We start from the raw sequence: 14,337 nt of genomic DNA, 5'->3' as shown, positions 1-14,337 counted from the left end.
CGGGGCCGCGCCGGGCGCGGGCGGGATCAGGTGGTGGGAGCGCCGGTTTCCTGGGCGAGGCCGGGCTCCGGGATCAGCGTGCCGTCCGCAACGACGCGATAATCATGACCTTTCCAAGTCACGGCGCCGGAAACGAAGCACCACGCGAAGCCGGCGAAGGACAGCAGGTCGCGCACCGGCAGCAGCCAGTAGGCGTGCGGGACGAGGCCGAAGGCCCGCTCGACCCGCAGGCACAGGGCGATGCGGCAGGCCAGCGCGAAGGCCGCGACGGCCAGCCCGAGGACGCCGGCGCCCGGCACCAGCGCGCCGATCAGCGCCAGCGGGAAGGCGTGGGTGACGAACGAGCCGGCGTATCCGGCCGGGTCGACGTTGCGGATGGTGCGGTTCCACCGGGTCTCGTGCCGCCACAGCTCGGCGAGCGAGACGTCGACGCAGGTATGCCCGATGGTGAAGTTCGGGATCGCCACCACGCCGCCGGTCTCGCGCAGGGCCGCCCCGAGGGCGTAGTCGTCGGCGAGGTCGTCCCTGATCCGCTCGAAGCCGCCGATCCGCGCGAGGTCGGCGGTCCGGAACGCGATGGTCGAGCCGAAGCACGGCTCGGCGAGGCCGAGCGCGGTGCCGACGAGGACGTTGGGCAGGAACTGGGTGTCGATCGCCAGCCCCGAGAGCTGGGCCCAGACGCCGCGATGGGCCGGGACGCCGTGATACAGGCACGTCACGCCCGCCACGCCCGGCCGGGCGAGTTCGGCGACCAGCCGGTCGAGGTAGTCGGGGGCGACCACCATGTCGCTGTCGGCGAGCACCACGACGTCGTGGGCGATGGCGCCCGCCATGTTGACGAGGTTCGAGACCTTGCGGTTCGAGCCGTGCTGGCGCGCGTCGACCACGAGGTCGATCCGCAGGTCGGGATGGGCGGCGCGCAGGCGCTGCACCACCGCGATCGCCGGATCGGCGGCGTTCTGGACCCCGAACACCACCTGCACCGGCCCGGCATAGGCCTGGGTGCAGACGGTCGAGAGGTTCTCGAACAGGTTCGGCTCGAGGCCGCAGAGCGGCTTCAGCACCGTCACCGAGGGATGCGGCGTGCCGGCCGGCAGGCGCGGGGCGAGCCGGCGGGCGAGGCGGCCGGCGAGCCACGCCGCCGTCAGGGCGTAGAGGCAGCCCGCGGTCGCGAGGCCGAGGAAGAGCGTCGAGATCCAGGTCCAGTCCATGGCGGTCGCGGATGTCCCGGCAAGGGGTGGGGCGGCGATGCGCGGCCGTGGCCGCGGCTTCGCGGCCGGGCCGCGATCGCGCGCGGAAATCAGGGTTTGGGCGGCGAGGCGGCCAGCATCGTCTCGGTCGACTTGCGCAAGTGGGCGAGCAGGGCGTCCGGCCCGCCCTCCTTCAGCGGCTCCGAGAAGCCGGTGCGCAGCGTGCCCGCCTCGCTGACCGTGCCCTGGAGGAAGACGTCGGTGATCTTGCCGTCCGGGCCGATCACGTAGTCGACCGGGGACGGGTCGCCGCTGCGGTCGGTGACGGTGCTCTGGACCAGCCGGCCCGGTCCGCGGGCCTCGCTCTTCGGCTGCACCGCGAAGGTGCTGCCGGCGGCGGCGGCCAGCCGCGTGGCGTAGGTGGCGGTGAGGTAGGGCCCGAAGGCCTCGGTCAGGGCCGCCTGCTTGTCGGCCGGAATGTCCTTCCAGCGCGTGCCGATGGCGAGGCGCAGCATCGCCGGCAGGTCGAAGGAGCGAGCCAGGGGTTCCGCGAGCACGGAGGCCCGGCCGCGCACGTCCGGCTGCTTGAGCGCCTCCTGGAAGGTCGCGACGAGGGCTTCCACCAGGGCGACCGCCGGGTCGTCGGCGGCCCGGACCGGGACCGCGGATCCCGCCAGCAGGACGGCCGCTGCGCCCGCGCGCAGCATCTCTCGTCGGTTACGCACGATACTCGTCTCCCGTCTTGGTCTCGGCCGGCCCGGGGACCGGCGGCGGGGCCGCATAGGCCACGCAAGCCGCGCCGGAATAAGGCGAGGCGGCCGCGTAGCCATAGGCCGGCGCGAGAGGCGAGGCCGGCAGCAGGCTGCGCAGCGACGCGCCGAGGCCGCCTCCGGCGGCGGGCGGGGCAGGGAGCGCGGGCTCCGGCTCGCCGCGATCCTCCATCCGGTGCCAAAGCAGCAGGCTCGGCAGCCCGACCGCGAGGTCGGCGAGGCGCTTGACCAGCGACAGGGCCAGCGCCGCCTCGGCCGGGATGCCGAACACGGCGCAGAGCGCGATCAGCCCGCCCTCCTGGGCGCCGAGGGCGCCGGGCACCGCGAAGGCGGCGCCGCGGACCGCCTGGGCGAGGCTCTCGATCACCAGGGCCTCGAGGAAGCCGGCCTCGTAGCCCATGAAGCGCAGGACGACCCACACTTCGAGGGTGCCGATGAGCCAGCCGACGAGATGGATGCCGATGGCGCTGCCGATCCGGCGCGGGTTGGCGTAGAGGCCCCGCAGGGCGTCGTAGAGCGCGTCGACGGCGCCCAGCGCGCGCCACTCGCGCCCGCCGGCGAAGCGCGAGATCGCGCCCTGGAGCAGGCGATGCCCGTGCCGGCGCTGGATCAGGTAGAAGGCGAGCAGGGCGGGGGCGGCGAGCAGGAGGCCGATCTCGACGTATTCGACGATCGGCCCCTCGCCGCCCAGGGCGACGAGAACGCCGAGGCCGAGCACCGTGAACAGGAACTGGGTCAGGGCCTGGACCATCAGGTCGACGAACATGCTCGCGCCGGAGAGCGCCCCGGAGACGCCGCGGCGGGTGAGCAGCCGGGCGCCGATGAGGTCGCCGCCGACCTGGGCGACCGGCAGCAGCGTGTTGATGCCCTCGCGCACGAAGCGGATCCGCGCGCAGGTGGCGAGGGTCGGGCGGTTGTGCGCCGGAAACACCACCCACCAGCCGAAGCCGGCCCAGGCGACCGCGACGAAGCGCGCGAGCACCACCAGGGCGGCCCCCCAGCCGGCGCTCCAGGTCGCGGCCATCACCGCCTCGAGGCCCGACGAGACCAGGAGCCCGACGACCGTGCACAGACCGGCGACGAGAGCCAGGGAGGTCAGGTGCTTCATGGTCCTCTTTCAGTGTATCCGGTCAGAGACGCGACCGGAGAAGCGCGTTGTTCGTGCAACGGGTGGCGCGCAAAGCGCCGGCCCAAGCACCCGCCTTGCTCAGGGCACGTTGCAGCTTTGGCAAGCGTTGTCTATCACCGCCCGGCCACACTGCCGGCCAATCCGGCACCGCCACCGGGGCATCCGGCTTAAGCCGGCCGCCGCCATAAACACTTGCCAGTGCGTGCTTTCTCCGCGCCGGGCCCGCGTGCCCCGCTGCCGCCTGAATCGCGCGTCAAGAGGCCGGCCGAGCAACGGCCGGGGGGATCTGAGCCATGGACCGGGACACCACCTTCGAGGCCGAGCGGCCCGCCGCCGACGAGGCCATGCACGACCTGCCGGGCTATGGCGGCGTCTCCGGCGCCCGCGCGCCCGCGCCGCAATCGCCCGTGATGGCGTGGAACGAGTGGGACCCGCTGGAGGAGGTGATCGTCGGCTCCCTCGACGGCGCCACGATCCCGACCCACCACCTGACCGTGATCTTCAACCTGCCGCGGGCGGCGCAGCCGTTCTACCGGCTGGCCTCGGGCTGGAAGTACCCGAAGTTCATGAAGAAGCTCGCCCAGCAGGAGCTGGACGGCTTCATCAGGATCCTGGCCGGCGAGGGCGTCACGATCCGCCGCCCCGATTCGGTCGACTTCTCGAAGAAGTTCCGGGCGCCGCGCTGGACCTCCCGCGGCTTCTGCGTCGCCTGCCCGCGCGACCCGTACCTCGTGATCGGCGACGAGATCATCGAGAGCCCGATGTGCTGGCGCTCGCGCTACTTCGAGGGCGACGCCTACCGCTCGCTGTTCAAGGAATACTTCCGGGCCGGCGCGCGCTGGACCTCGGCGCCGCGGCCGCAGCTCACCGACGAGCTGTACAACTACGAGTACCGGGTGCCGAACCTGAAGGCCGGCGAGCCGATGCAGTTCACCGTCAACGAGTTCGAGCCGGTCTTCGACGCCGCCGACTTCGTGCGCTGCGGCCGCGACCTGTTCGTCACCCGCTCCAACGTGACCAACCTGATGGGCATCGAGTGGCTGCGCCGCCACCTCGGCCCGGGCTTCCGCATCCACGAGATCGAGAGCCGCTGCCCGCAGCCGATGCACATCGATTCGTCGTTCATGCCGCTCGCGCCCGGCAAGGTGCTGGTCAACCCGGACTACATCGACGTCGAGAAGCTGCCGGCGGTGCTCAAGACGTGGGACGTGCTGATCGCCCCGCGCCCCGACCCCGTCGAGGGCTTCATGAGCAAGATCTCGATGTGCTCGCCCTGGACCTCGATCAACGTGCTCGCCATCGACGAGAAGAAGATCGTGGTCGACGCCAGCCAGCCGACGCTCATCAAGGCGCTGAAGGACTGGGGCTTCGACCCGATCCCGACCCCGTTCCTGTCCTACGGCCCGTTCGGCGGCTCGTTCCACTGCGCCACGCTCGACGTGCGCCGGCGCGGCGTGCTGAAGTCGTACTTCTAGCGGAAGGGCCCGGCGGGCCGACGACGTCCCTCGGGCGTATCACACCCGAACCCTCCCCCCTCTGCGGGGGAGGGCGGCGAGCGAAGCGAGCCGGGAGAGGGGAACCCGGCTGCCGAATCTGGCTCGACAGCCGTGCTTGGCGCCACACCCTGAGCCGTCGCGTTCCCCTCTCCCGCCCCGCATCCGCGGGGCACCCTCCCCCGTAAAGGGGGGAGGGTCGGGGCTGTGACCGGCACTGCCGTCAGCCCCCACTCCCACAAGCAGCGAGGACCGACCCCAGTGATGCGCCGACTGACCCGGGCCTGCCGCGCCGCCGCCGCGCGGCTCGGGGCCGGGACGCGGGCCGCCAAGCCCCACTTCGTCGTCGACTACCAGCGGGCGGTGGCCGCCCTGCTGCGCAGCCACCCGGTCGACGAGGCGATGAGCCTCGCGGTCGGCGGCGGCTACGAGCATGTCGGCCGGGTCGAGACCGCGATCCTGCGCCATTACGGCATCGCCGACGGCATGGCGCTGCTCGATTTCGGCTGCGGCAGCGGGCGCCTCGCCCATGCGGTGTCGCAGCAGCTCTCCCTCGACTACGTCGGCATCGACGTGGTGCCGGACCTGCTCGCCTATGCCCGTACCCGCACCCCCGCGGATTACCGCTACATCGTCAACCACGAGCTGACGCTGCCGCTGCCGGACGCCTCGCGCGACATGGTGGCGGCGTTCAGCGTGCTGACCCACCTCAACCACATCGAATCCTACCTCTACCTGGAGGAGATGCGGCGGGTGCTGCGGCCGGGCGGCACGGCGGTGGTGTCGTTCATCGAGTTCGGCAACGCGGCGCACTGGCGGATCTTCGAGGAGACGGTGGCCGCGCGGCGCCACAAGGTCGACGTGCCGCTGAATCAGCTCATCGAGCCGTCCGTGATGGTGCTGTGGGCCGAGCGGCTCGGGCTGACCGTCGAGGCGATCCTCGCCGGCGGCGACGCGCCCTGGGGCGAGGCCGGCCCCCTCGGTCAGTCGCTCGCGGTGCTGCGCAAGCCTTGAGTTCGGTCAGCGGCCCGAACCGGTGACCGGCGCCGCGAACGGATCGAAGTTCGCGGCCGGGGCCTTGCGCCGGCGCAGGCCCGGCAGCACCCGCTCGCCGAGGGCGTCGATGAAGGCGGCCTGATGGCCGCCGACCTGATGCAGGTCGATGCTGTCGAAGCCGAGCGCCGCGCAGGCGGCGATGCGGTCGGCCATCGCCGTCAGGTCGTGCGAGACCAGCACCGCCTCGTGCATGTCCTCGGGCCGGACGAAACGGGAGGCGGCCTCGAACTCCGCCGGGCTGCGCAGTTCCCACGAGACCGGGCTGCCGAGCTGGTTGAAGCGCCACTGCGCATGGGCCTGGTGCAGCGCCTCGGCGGCGGAGGCGGCCCAGCTCACGTCCATCTTGAGGAAGACCGGCTTGTCGGCGCCGCCGCTCTCGCGAAAGGCGTCCACGACCGGCGCGAGCGCGTCGGGCCGCGTCCCGACGGTCAGCAGCCCGTCGGCCCAGGTGCCGAGCCACGCCGCGGTCTCGGGCGTCGTCGCGGCGCCGACCAGCCGGGTCGGCGTCTCGGGCCGGGTCCACAGCCGCGCCTCCGAGACCGGGATGCGGCCGTGCCGGGTCACGGTCTCGCCGGCGAGCAGCGCCCGCATGATCTCGGCGCCCTCGCGCAGGCGCGCGTTGCGCTCGGCCTTGCCGGGCCACGGCGCGCCGACGACGTGCTCGTTCATCGCCTGCCCGCTGCCGAGCGCGATCCAGGGGATCCGCCCGGGGAACATCTGCCCGAGGGTCGCGACCGCCTGGGCCAGCACGGCCGGGTGGTAGCGCCAGCCACCCGGCACGCTGATGATGCCGAAGGTGAGGCGCTGGGTCGCCTGCATCGCCGCGCCGAGCCAGCTCCAGGCGAAGCCGGACTGTCCCTGCACGCCGGCCCAGGGCTGGAAGTGATCCGACGAGAACGCGCCGTCGAACCCGGCCTCCTCGGCCCGCCGCACGAGGTCGAGCAGGTCCCGCGGCGGGATCTGCTCGTGCGAGACGTGGTAGCTGTACAGCGTCATCGCGACTCTCCCGGCGGGACGCACGCACGCGGGCCCGCGAGGCCGTCAGGACCGCACAAGCCCGCAGCGCCCGCAACGGTTCCGGGCACGGGAGGTCATACGATTTCCGACTGATCGCTTCAGGCGATCCTGGCGGATCGCATTCGCGATGCGGAAATCGGCTTCGCTCATGCGCCGCGCGGGCTGGTGATACGATTTTCGGAACGGATCGTCCGAAAATCGTATCACATCCCGACCGCGACCCGCAGGCTGTTGCCGCGCTTGAGGTTGCGGTAGCGGGCGAGCGCCCAGAGCGGGAAGAACTTCGCGTAGCCGTGATAGCGCAGGTAGAACACCCGCGGGAAGCCGGTGGCGGTGTAGCGCTCCTCGTCCCACAGCCCGTCCGCGCTCTGGGTGCGGGTGAGATAGTTGATGCCGCGGGCCACCGCCGGGCTCTCCGCCTGCCCGGCCGCCATCAGGCCGAGCAAGGCCCAGGCGGTCTGCGAGGCGGTGCTCGGCGCACGCTCGTAGCCGCGATATTCGAGCTTGTAGCTCACCGCGTCCTCGCCCCAGCCGCCGTCCGGGTTCTGGACCGCGGCCAGCCACGCCGCCGCCCTGCGCACCGGCGCCGCCTCGGGGTCGAAGCCGGCGGCATTGAGCGCGCACAGGGCCGACCACGTCCCGTAGATGTAGTTCATCCCCCAGCGGCCGTACCAGCTCCCGTCCTCCTCCTGGTCGGCGATGAGGTACTCGATGCCGCGGGCCATCGCTGGGCTGGTGTCCCTGGTCTCGCCGAGCTGCGCCAGCATCGAGATGCAGCGCGCGGTCACGTCGGCGGTCGGCGGGTCGAGCAGCGCGCCGTGGTCGGAGAACGGAATATAGTTGAGGTAGTGGTAGGTGTTGTCGGCGTCGAAGGCGGCCCAGCCGCCGTCGCGGCTCTGCAGCCCCTCGACCCATTCGCGGGCGCGGGCGATCGCGGTGCCGTAATCGGCGGCGTCCTCGCTCGGGGAGCGGCGGGATTGCAGCCGGTCCATCGCCATGACGACGACCGCGGTGTCGTCGAGGTCGGGATAGTGCGGGTTGGCGTACTGGAACGCCCAGCCGCCCGGGCGCACGTCGGGCTTCGAGGCGGCCCAGTCGCCCTTGATGTCGAGCACCTGGAGCGGCTTGAGCCAGTCGAGGGCACGCTTGGCCCGCTTCTCGGCGTCGGGCCCGCCGACCTCCATCATCGCGTGGGCGGCGAGCGCCGTGTCCCAGACCGGCGACAGGCACGGCTGTACGTAGGCCTCGTGCTCCTTGACGGTGACGAGCTTCTCCACCGAGGAGCGGGCGGTGACGACGAGGGGATGGTCCTCGGGATAGCCGAGGCACTCGTACATGATGACCGCGTTGACCATCGCCGGGAAGATCGCCCCGAGGCCGTCCTCGCCGTTGAGGCGCTCGCTGACGAAGGCGACCGCCTTGTCGATGGCGCGCGCCCGCGAGCCGGCCGGGAACGCGCCCTCGACGGTCTGGAGCACGCGGTCGATCGCGGCGAAGACCGGGCGCCAGGGCGAGGATTCCTGCGGGCCGGCCGGCCAGTGCCGGACGCGCTCGGGCGCCTGGGTGAACAATTCCTGGATGCGCACGCCGCGCGGGTTCTTCGCCCGCGGCTTCTTGGCCTGGATCACGAACAGCGGCACCATCACGGTGCGCGCCCAGTACGAGACCTTGTCGAGGTGGAACGGGAACCACTTCGGCAGCAGCATCACCTCGACCGGCATCACCGGCACCGCGGTCCACGGCACCTCGCCGTAGAGCGCGAGCAGGGTGCGGGCGAAGACGTTGGCGTGGGCGGCGCCGCCGCGGGACAGGATCGCGTCGCGGGCCCGCGCCATGTGCGGGGCGTCGGGCGAATCGCCGATCATCTTGAGGGCGAAGTAGGCCTTGACGCTGCAGCTCATGTCGAAGCCGCCCTCGTGGACGAGGGACCAGCCGCCGTGCTGCGCGCTCTGGGTGCGGCGCAGGTAGTTCGCGATCTTGGCTTCGAGGTCGGGGGTCGGGATCGAGCCGCGGAAATGGTGATAGAGGACGTATTCCGACGGGATCGTCGCGTCGGCCTCCAGCTCGAAGCACCAGTGGCCGTCCGGCCCGGCGAGCTGGCCGAGCGCTCGGGACGCCTGCGATATCCGCCGCTCGACATCCTCCAGAGCGATGCCCTGCGTTCCCACGCGGCTCAGCGTCTCGACCTTGCCCACTGTCCCTGCACTCCTGTTGTGCGGCCTGTCCTGCCGCATCCGGTCCTCGTCATGCGGTGCCGTGAGGCACCTTCGATGGTCGTACCGCCAAGCATGAAACGCGCCTGCGGGACGATCGCTGCTCACGCCGCGCCGCGCAGCTCCGCGGATCCCCGCTCCGACAGGTGCGCCGCCGCACGGGCGCCCGAGCGGATCGCGCCCTCGATGGTCGAGGGCAGCCCGGTCGCGGTCCAGTCCCCCGCCAGGGCGAGGTTGCGGTAGCGCGTCGCCGCTCCCGGCCGGCGGGCCGCCTCTGCGGGCGTCGCCGCGAAGGTAGCCCGCTTCTCCTTGACGATTTGCCACCGGGGCAGGGGCGCGCCGGGTTGCCCGGACAGCCGCGCCACCTCGTCCCAGATCGTCGCGGCCAGTTCCTCGCGCGGCACGTCGAGGAGCCGGTCGGCGCCGCTCACCGTGACGGAGAAGCGATCGGGATAGGAGAACAGCCACTCGGTCGTGCCGCCGATCACCCCGAGGAGGAGCGGCGAGCCCGGCGGGGGCGCGACGGCGAAATGCGCGTTGACGATCGAGCGGTGCTCACCCGGCACGTCGAGGCCGGGCAGCAGGTCGGCGGCGACCCAGGCCGGCAGCGCCATCACCACGGCGTCGCCGGGTCCGAGGGTCTCGCTGCCGTCCGAGAAGTCGAGACGCTCGACGCGCCCATTCCCGAGGCCGAGGCCGAGGCCGCGCAGGCGCCGGCCGAGGCGCAGCGAGGCGCCGGCCCGCTCCAGGGTCGCGACGGCGGGATCGACGAAGGCGGTCGACAGGCCCTCGACGGCGATCAGCGGCCGGCAGGCCCGGCCGCCGGCGCCGAGCGTCTCGCGCAGGATGGTCGCGGCGAGGCCGGCATCGCTGTCGCGCGGCTCGGTGTTGAGGGCGGCGAGGAGCACCGGGTGCCACAGCCGTTCCCACAGCACGCCCTCGCAGGCCATGCTCTCGCCGATCGTCGCCGCGCGGCCGGCGCCGCGGAAGATGCCGAGCGGCGCGAGGTAGTCGAGGGCCCGGGTGCCCGGCACCCGGCGGTCGGCGGCGAGCACCCACCACGGCAGGCGCCCGGCATTGGGCCGCAGGGTCCAGCGCTCGCCGGTGCGCAGGTCGGCGAAGGGAAACTCGGCCTCGGCGGGCCCGCTGAGCGCATCCTTGGGAGCGCCGACGAGCGCGAGGAAGTCGAGGGCGTCGCGGTTGCCGGACAAGAGCAGGTGGTTGCCGTTGTCGATGGTCAGGCCGAGCGCGGCGTCGTGGTAGGAGCGGCAGCGGCCGCCGGCCTGCTTGGCCGCCTCGTGCACCACGACCCGCCGGCCCGCCCGCGCGAGCCGCACGGCAGCCGACAGGCCGGCCAGCCCGGCCCCGAGGACGTGGACGGTTCCGCTCATCCTAGAGAATCCCGTGACGCAGGGCGACGGCGAGGAGGCGCAGCTTGCCCGGCTTGACCCGGGCCCGCGGCGCGGCCCAGCCGCGGCGGGTGAGGGCGTCGAGATAGAGGTGGTAGGCCGCCGCCATCAGCCGCGGCGCCCGGGTCGCCTTGCGCGGCGCGCCCGCGATGATCCGCCAGGACGCGGCGTAATGCGCCTCGGCCTCGGCGGCGAGCGCCGTGCAGACCTCGCCGAGGCGGGGATGGGCGAGGGCGGCCTCCGGGGTCGGGCGCGCCAGCCCGATCGCCGCGAGGCGCTCGCGCGGCAGGTAGAGGCGGCCGCGCTCGGCATCCTCGTCGATGTCGCGCAGGATGTTGGTGAGCTGGAGCGCCCGGCCGAGATGGTGGGCGAGGTCGCGGCCCGGCGCCTCGGCGAGGCCGAAGATCCGCACCGACAGCCGGCCGACCGCGCTCGCGACCCGGTCGCAATACAGGTCGAGGGTCGCGGCGTCCGGGGCGACGATGTCGGCCTCGGCGTCCATCGCCATCCCGTCGATGACCGCCTGGAAATCCTCGCGCTCGAGGCCGAAGTCGCGCACCGGGCCGACGAGGGTCTGCACCCGCGCCGGAACCGGGCCGCCGGCGTAGAGCGCGTCGATGTCGGCCCGCCAGCGGGCGAGTTCGGCGGCGCGCACGTCGCGGGCGCCGCCGTCGTCGGCAACGTCGTCGACCGCGCGGCAGAAGGCGTAGACCGCGTACATCGCGTCGCGCTGCGCCGCCGGCAGCAGCCGCATGGCGGTGTAGAACGACGAGCCGGCGGCCGGCTGGGCCGGGGCCTCGGCCGGGGTGGGGGCGGTGGTCGCTGCGGCGGTCACGGACGGGCTCCCCGGAGCGCGAGGACGCGGCGGCGGAACGGCCGGCGGGCGAGGCAGGCGACGACGCCCTGGAGCGCGATCAGCGCGAAGGCGGCCTTGCCGTGGTGGACCGGCTCGCTCAGCGGGTCGCGGGTCGTCAGGCCCTGGGCCAGGACGACGGCGAGGCGGTGGATCGCCGCGATCTCGAGGCTGAGCCTCGTGTCGTCGATCAGGTCGGGAAGGGCGCGGCCCTCCTCCAGGAGCCCGAGGGTGCGGTGGGCGAGCGCCGCGATCACCGCCCGCAGGGCCGGCGAGGCGCGCTCGGCCGCCAGGTCCTCGACGGAGGCACCGTGCCTGGCCAGCGTGTCGAGGGGCAGGTAGACCCGGTCGTTGCGCCGGTAGTCCTTGGCGCAATCCTGGAGGTGGTTGATGATCTGGAGCGCGGCGCAGATCGCGTCGGACGGGCCCCAGGTCACCGCCGGATCCTCGCCGTGCACGTCGAGCAGGAAGCGTCCGACCGGCATCGCCGAGTAGCGGCAGTAATGGATCAGCTCGTCCCAGTCGGCGTAGCGCGTCTTGCGCGCGTCCATCCGGAAGGCGTCGAGCAGTTCGAGGGCGTGGCGCGGCGGCAGGCCGCGCGCGGCCAGCGCGGCGCGCAGCGGCGCCGCCTCGGGGTCGTCCGGCCCCGCGCCGGTCAGGGCGTCGGCGAGACCGTCGAGGAGGTCGATCTTGCGCTCGGGCGACAGCTCGGTGTGGTCGGCGACGTCGTCGCCGGCGCGCACGTAGTTGTAGAACGCCAGGATCGCGCCGCGATGGCGGGGATGGATGAGGTGCGACGCGACCGGAAAGTTCTCGTCGCGGTGCGACTTGCCGGAGCGCGCCTCGGTCGCGGTGGTCATGTCAGGTATCCTGCCTGGCGGAACCACGCGACCGCGTCGCGCAGGCCCTCGCGGTAGGGACGGGCGGTGTAGCCGAGCTCGGCCCGGGCCTTGGCGTCGGAGAAGAACATCCGGTAGCGGGACATCCGCACCCCGTCGAGGGTCGCGAGCGGCGCCTTGCCGGTGACCCGGGCGGCGAGCTCGGACACGAGGGCGATCGGGTAGACGGCGGCGCGGGGCAGCCGCACCGTCGGAGGCTTGCGGCCGACGCAATGGGCGATGTCGGCGAGCATCTGCGCCAGCATCACGTCCTCGCCGCCGAGGATGTAGCGCTCGCCGATCCGGCCGCGGCCCAGCGCCAGCAGGTGCCCGCGGGCGATGTCGTCGACATGGGCGAGGTTGAGGCCGGTATCGACGAAGGCCGGGATCTTGCCCTGCGCGGCGTCGAGGATGATGCGGCCGGTCGGCGTCGGCTTGACGTCGCGGGGCCCGATCGGCGTCGAGGGGTTGACGATCACCGCCGGGAGCCGGGCGCGGGCGACCATCTCCTCGACCACGCGCTCGGCCACCACCTTGCTGCGCTTGTAGGCGCCGATGGCGGTCTCGGGCGTCAGCGGCCGGGTCTCGTCGGCGGGGGTGCCGTCGTCGTGCGGGCGGATCGTCGCGACGCTCGACGTGTAGACGATCCGCTCGACCCCGGCGGCCAGCGCCGCCTGCATCAGCACCCGGGTGCCGTCGCGGTTGGTGCGCACCATCTCTTCCGGGTCGGGCGCCCACAGCCGGTAATCGGCGGCGGCATGGACGAGGTAGCGCATGCCCGCCATCGCGGTCGCCACCGCCGCGGGGTCGCGCATGTCGCCCTCGGCGACCTCGACGTCGGTCCAGGTCAGGTTGGTGCGCGGGCTCGACGCCCGCACGAGGACCCGCACCGCGAAGCCGGCGGCGCGAAACACGTCGACCAGGGCCGGGCCGAGGAAGCCGCTCGCGCCCGTGACCAGGACCGGGCCGACCTCCGGCCGGGCTTCAGACTGGGTGCGGTCCGCCGCCTCGATCATCGCGCGTTCGTCATCCGGAGCGGCGGGCCGCTCGTGAGAAAAAAGGGTGCCGGAGCAGCAGGCTGCGAGGCCCGCCGCTTCTGACATCCCGGATCGGTGGCGACAAGCCGCGGCAGGGCCGGGCCGGCATGCGGCGGGCGGCCGTGCCGCCCGTGCATCAGGGGCTCTGCGTCAGGCGAGACGCAGGCGGCTTCGCTCCTCCCGCGCCTCCCGCGAGGGCAGAGCGGCTTCGACGGCCTTGACGATGCTGGCGGCGTCCAGGCCCGCCTCGGCGTACATCCGCTCCGGCGTGTCGTGCTCCTGGTAGCTGTCCGGCAGCGTCAGCGTCCGAACCCGCACCTTGCCGCCATCCAGCGCCCCCCGCTCGGCGAGCAGGTGCAGCACCATCGCGCCGAACCCCCCGACCGAGCCCTCCTCCAGCGTCACCAGAACCTCGTGGCTCCCGGCCAGATCCAGCAGCAGCGCCTCGTCCAGAGGCTTGGCGAACCGCGCATCCGCCACCGTCACCCCGATCCCCGACGCCTCCAGGCGGTCGGCCGCCTTCAGCGCCTCGGCCAGACGCGTGCCGAGGCTCACCAGCGCCACCCGGGCGTTCGCCGGACGGCGCACCACACGGCCCCGGCCGATCGCCAGAACCTCGCCCCGCTCCGGCAGGTCGACCCCCACCCCCTCGCCGCGCGGGTAGCGCAAGGCGATCGGGCCGGCATCGTGCGCATGCGCAGTGGCCACCATGTGCACCAGCTCGGCCTCGTCGGAGGCCGCCATCACCGTCATGTTCGGCAGGCAGCACAGATACGCGAGGTCGAACGCGCCGGCATGCGTGGCGCCGTCCGCCCCCACCAGCCCGGCCCGGTCGAGGCAGAACCGCACGGGCAGGTTCTGCAAAGCCACGTCGTGCACGAGCTGGTCGTAGCCGCGCTGCAGGAACGTCGAGTAGATCGCCACGAACGGCTTGTAGCCCTCCGTCGCCATGCCGGCCGCGAACGTCACCGCGTGCTGCTCGGCGATGCCGACGTCGAAGGTGCGGTCGGGATGCGCCTTCGAGAACAGGTCGACCCCGGTCCCCGACGGCATCGCGGCGGTGATCGCCACCACCTTGTCGTCGGCGTCGCCCGCCTTGATCAGGCTCTCGCCGAACACCCGGGTGTAGGCCGGCGCGTTCGGCTTGGCCTTGGCCTGCACCCCCGAGATCACGTCGAACTTGACCACCGCGTGGCCGCGGTCGGCGGCGGCTTCGGCGGGAGCGTAGCCCTTGCCCTTCTGGGTGACGACGTGGATCAGCACCGGGCCGTCGGGGGCGTCGCGGACGTTCT

General features: G+C 73.0%; 12 protein-coding genes. 2 read left to right on the top strand and 10 right to left on the bottom strand.

Annotated elements, in window-relative coordinates:
- Nucleotides 1–26 precede the first annotated feature (26 nt).
- The 3 genes from hpnI to EOE48_RS00050 all read right to left on the bottom strand — a co-directional run bounded on the left by hpnI (nucleotide 27) and on the right by EOE48_RS00050 (nucleotide 3,068).
- The gene (gene hpnI, locus EOE48_RS00060) at nucleotides 27–1,211 is read right to left on the bottom strand and encodes a bacteriohopanetetrol glucosamine biosynthesis glycosyltransferase HpnI (protein ID WP_127726733.1); all 1,185 of its coding nucleotides are present in this window, start codon (nucleotides 1,209–1,211) and stop codon (nucleotides 27–29) included.
- Between the two features lie 89 nt (nucleotides 1,212–1,300).
- Nucleotides 1,301–1,915: an MlaC/ttg2D family ABC transporter substrate-binding protein gene (locus EOE48_RS00055; protein ID WP_246153873.1), complete on the bottom strand. Its 615-nt coding sequence runs from the start codon at nucleotides 1,913–1,915 to the stop codon at nucleotides 1,301–1,303.
- Nucleotides 1,908–3,068 carry a flippase-like domain-containing protein gene (locus EOE48_RS00050; protein WP_127726731.1) on the bottom strand — a complete coding sequence of 387 codons (1,161 nt, stop codon included), beginning with the start codon at nucleotides 3,066–3,068 and terminating at the stop codon, nucleotides 1,908–1,910. The genes EOE48_RS00055 and EOE48_RS00050 overlap by 8 nt, the downstream gene beginning before the upstream one ends.
- 365 nt (nucleotides 3,069–3,433) lie before the next feature.
- On the opposite strand from EOE48_RS00050, the gene EOE48_RS00045 reads away from it, so the two are divergent.
- The gene (locus EOE48_RS00045) at nucleotides 3,434–4,564 is read left to right on the top strand and encodes an amidinotransferase (RefSeq protein ID WP_246153901.1); all 1,131 of its coding nucleotides are present in this window, start codon (nucleotides 3,434–3,436) and stop codon (nucleotides 4,562–4,564) included.
- Nucleotides 4,565–4,846: 282 nt separating this feature from the next.
- Nucleotides 4,847–5,596 (top strand): class I SAM-dependent methyltransferase, encoded by a 750-nt coding sequence (locus EOE48_RS00040; protein ID WP_127726729.1) that lies wholly within the window; start codon nucleotides 4,847–4,849, stop codon nucleotides 5,594–5,596.
- Nucleotides 5,597–5,602: 6 nt separating this feature from the next.
- On the opposite strand, the gene EOE48_RS00035 is transcribed toward EOE48_RS00040, so the two are convergent.
- The 7 genes from EOE48_RS00035 to EOE48_RS00005 form a co-directional block, all read right to left on the bottom strand.
- On the bottom strand, nucleotides 5,603–6,634 hold the full coding sequence (locus tag EOE48_RS00035; RefSeq protein WP_127726728.1) for a TIGR03885 family FMN-dependent LLM class oxidoreductase: 1,032 nt from the start codon (nucleotides 6,632–6,634) through the stop codon (nucleotides 5,603–5,605).
- A 224-nt stretch (nucleotides 6,635–6,858) separates the two neighbouring features.
- Nucleotides 6,859–8,889 carry a squalene--hopene cyclase gene (gene shc, locus EOE48_RS00030; RefSeq protein WP_187371274.1) on the bottom strand — a complete coding sequence of 677 codons (2,031 nt, stop codon included), beginning with the start codon at nucleotides 8,887–8,889 and terminating at the stop codon, nucleotides 6,859–6,861.
- Between the two features lie 83 nt (nucleotides 8,890–8,972).
- Complete coding sequence (gene hpnE, locus EOE48_RS00025; protein ID WP_127726726.1) at nucleotides 8,973–10,259, bottom strand: hydroxysqualene dehydroxylase HpnE; 1,287 nt, start codon at nucleotides 10,257–10,259, stop codon at nucleotides 8,973–8,975.
- 1 nt (nucleotide 10,260) lies between these two features.
- On the bottom strand, nucleotides 10,261–11,112 hold the full coding sequence (gene hpnD, locus EOE48_RS00020; RefSeq protein ID WP_127726725.1) for a presqualene diphosphate synthase HpnD: 852 nt from the start codon (nucleotides 11,110–11,112) through the stop codon (nucleotides 10,261–10,263).
- Nucleotides 11,109–11,990: a squalene synthase HpnC gene (gene hpnC, locus EOE48_RS00015; RefSeq protein WP_127726724.1), complete on the bottom strand. Its 882-nt coding sequence runs from the start codon at nucleotides 11,988–11,990 to the stop codon at nucleotides 11,109–11,111. Before hpnC ends, hpnD begins: the two co-directional genes overlap by 4 nt.
- Nucleotides 11,987–13,024 (bottom strand): hopanoid-associated sugar epimerase, encoded by a 1,038-nt coding sequence (hpnA, locus tag EOE48_RS00010; protein WP_127726723.1) that lies wholly within the window; start codon nucleotides 13,022–13,024, stop codon nucleotides 11,987–11,989. The genes hpnC and hpnA overlap by 4 nt, the downstream gene beginning before the upstream one ends.
- 171 nt (nucleotides 13,025–13,195) lie before the next feature.
- Nucleotides 13,196–14,337: transketolase C-terminal domain-containing protein (locus EOE48_RS00005; protein ID WP_127726722.1), on the bottom strand; the 1,142-nt coding region annotated here is incomplete at its 5' end.

The organism is Methylobacterium oryzihabitans, assembly GCF_004004555.2.
Taxonomy (GTDB): domain Bacteria; phylum Pseudomonadota; class Alphaproteobacteria; order Rhizobiales; family Beijerinckiaceae; genus Methylobacterium; species Methylobacterium oryzihabitans.
This window is presented reverse-complemented; position numbering and strand designations above follow the sequence as displayed.

Bases quoted from the DNA above. Each gene is read 5' to 3' on its own strand.
- EOE48_RS00035 (WP_127726728.1), bottom strand. From the start codon at position 6,634: ATGACGCTGTACAGCTACCACGTCTCGCACGAGCAGATCCCGCCGCGG.
- hpnC (WP_127726724.1), bottom strand. From the start codon at position 11,990: ATGACCACCGCGACCGAGGCGCGCTCCGGCAAGTCGCACCGCGACGAG.
- EOE48_RS00050 (WP_127726731.1), bottom strand. From the start codon at position 3,068: ATGAAGCACCTGACCTCCCTGGCTCTCGTCGCCGGTCTGTGCACGGTC.
- hpnE (WP_127726726.1), bottom strand. From the start codon at position 10,259: ATGAGCGGAACCGTCCACGTCCTCGGGGCCGGGCTGGCCGGCCTGTCG.
- shc (WP_187371274.1), bottom strand. From the start codon at position 8,889: ATGCGGCAGGACAGGCCGCACAACAGGAGTGCAGGGACAGTGGGCAAG.
- EOE48_RS00045 (WP_246153901.1), top strand. From the start codon at position 3,434: ATGCACGACCTGCCGGGCTATGGCGGCGTCTCCGGCGCCCGCGCGCCC.
- EOE48_RS00040 (WP_127726729.1), top strand. From the start codon at position 4,847: ATGCGCCGACTGACCCGGGCCTGCCGCGCCGCCGCCGCGCGGCTCGGG.
- hpnA (WP_127726723.1), bottom strand. From the start codon at position 13,024: ATGATCGAGGCGGCGGACCGCACCCAGTCTGAAGCCCGGCCGGAGGTC.
- hpnI (WP_127726733.1), bottom strand. From the start codon at position 1,211: ATGGACTGGACCTGGATCTCGACGCTCTTCCTCGGCCTCGCGACCGCG.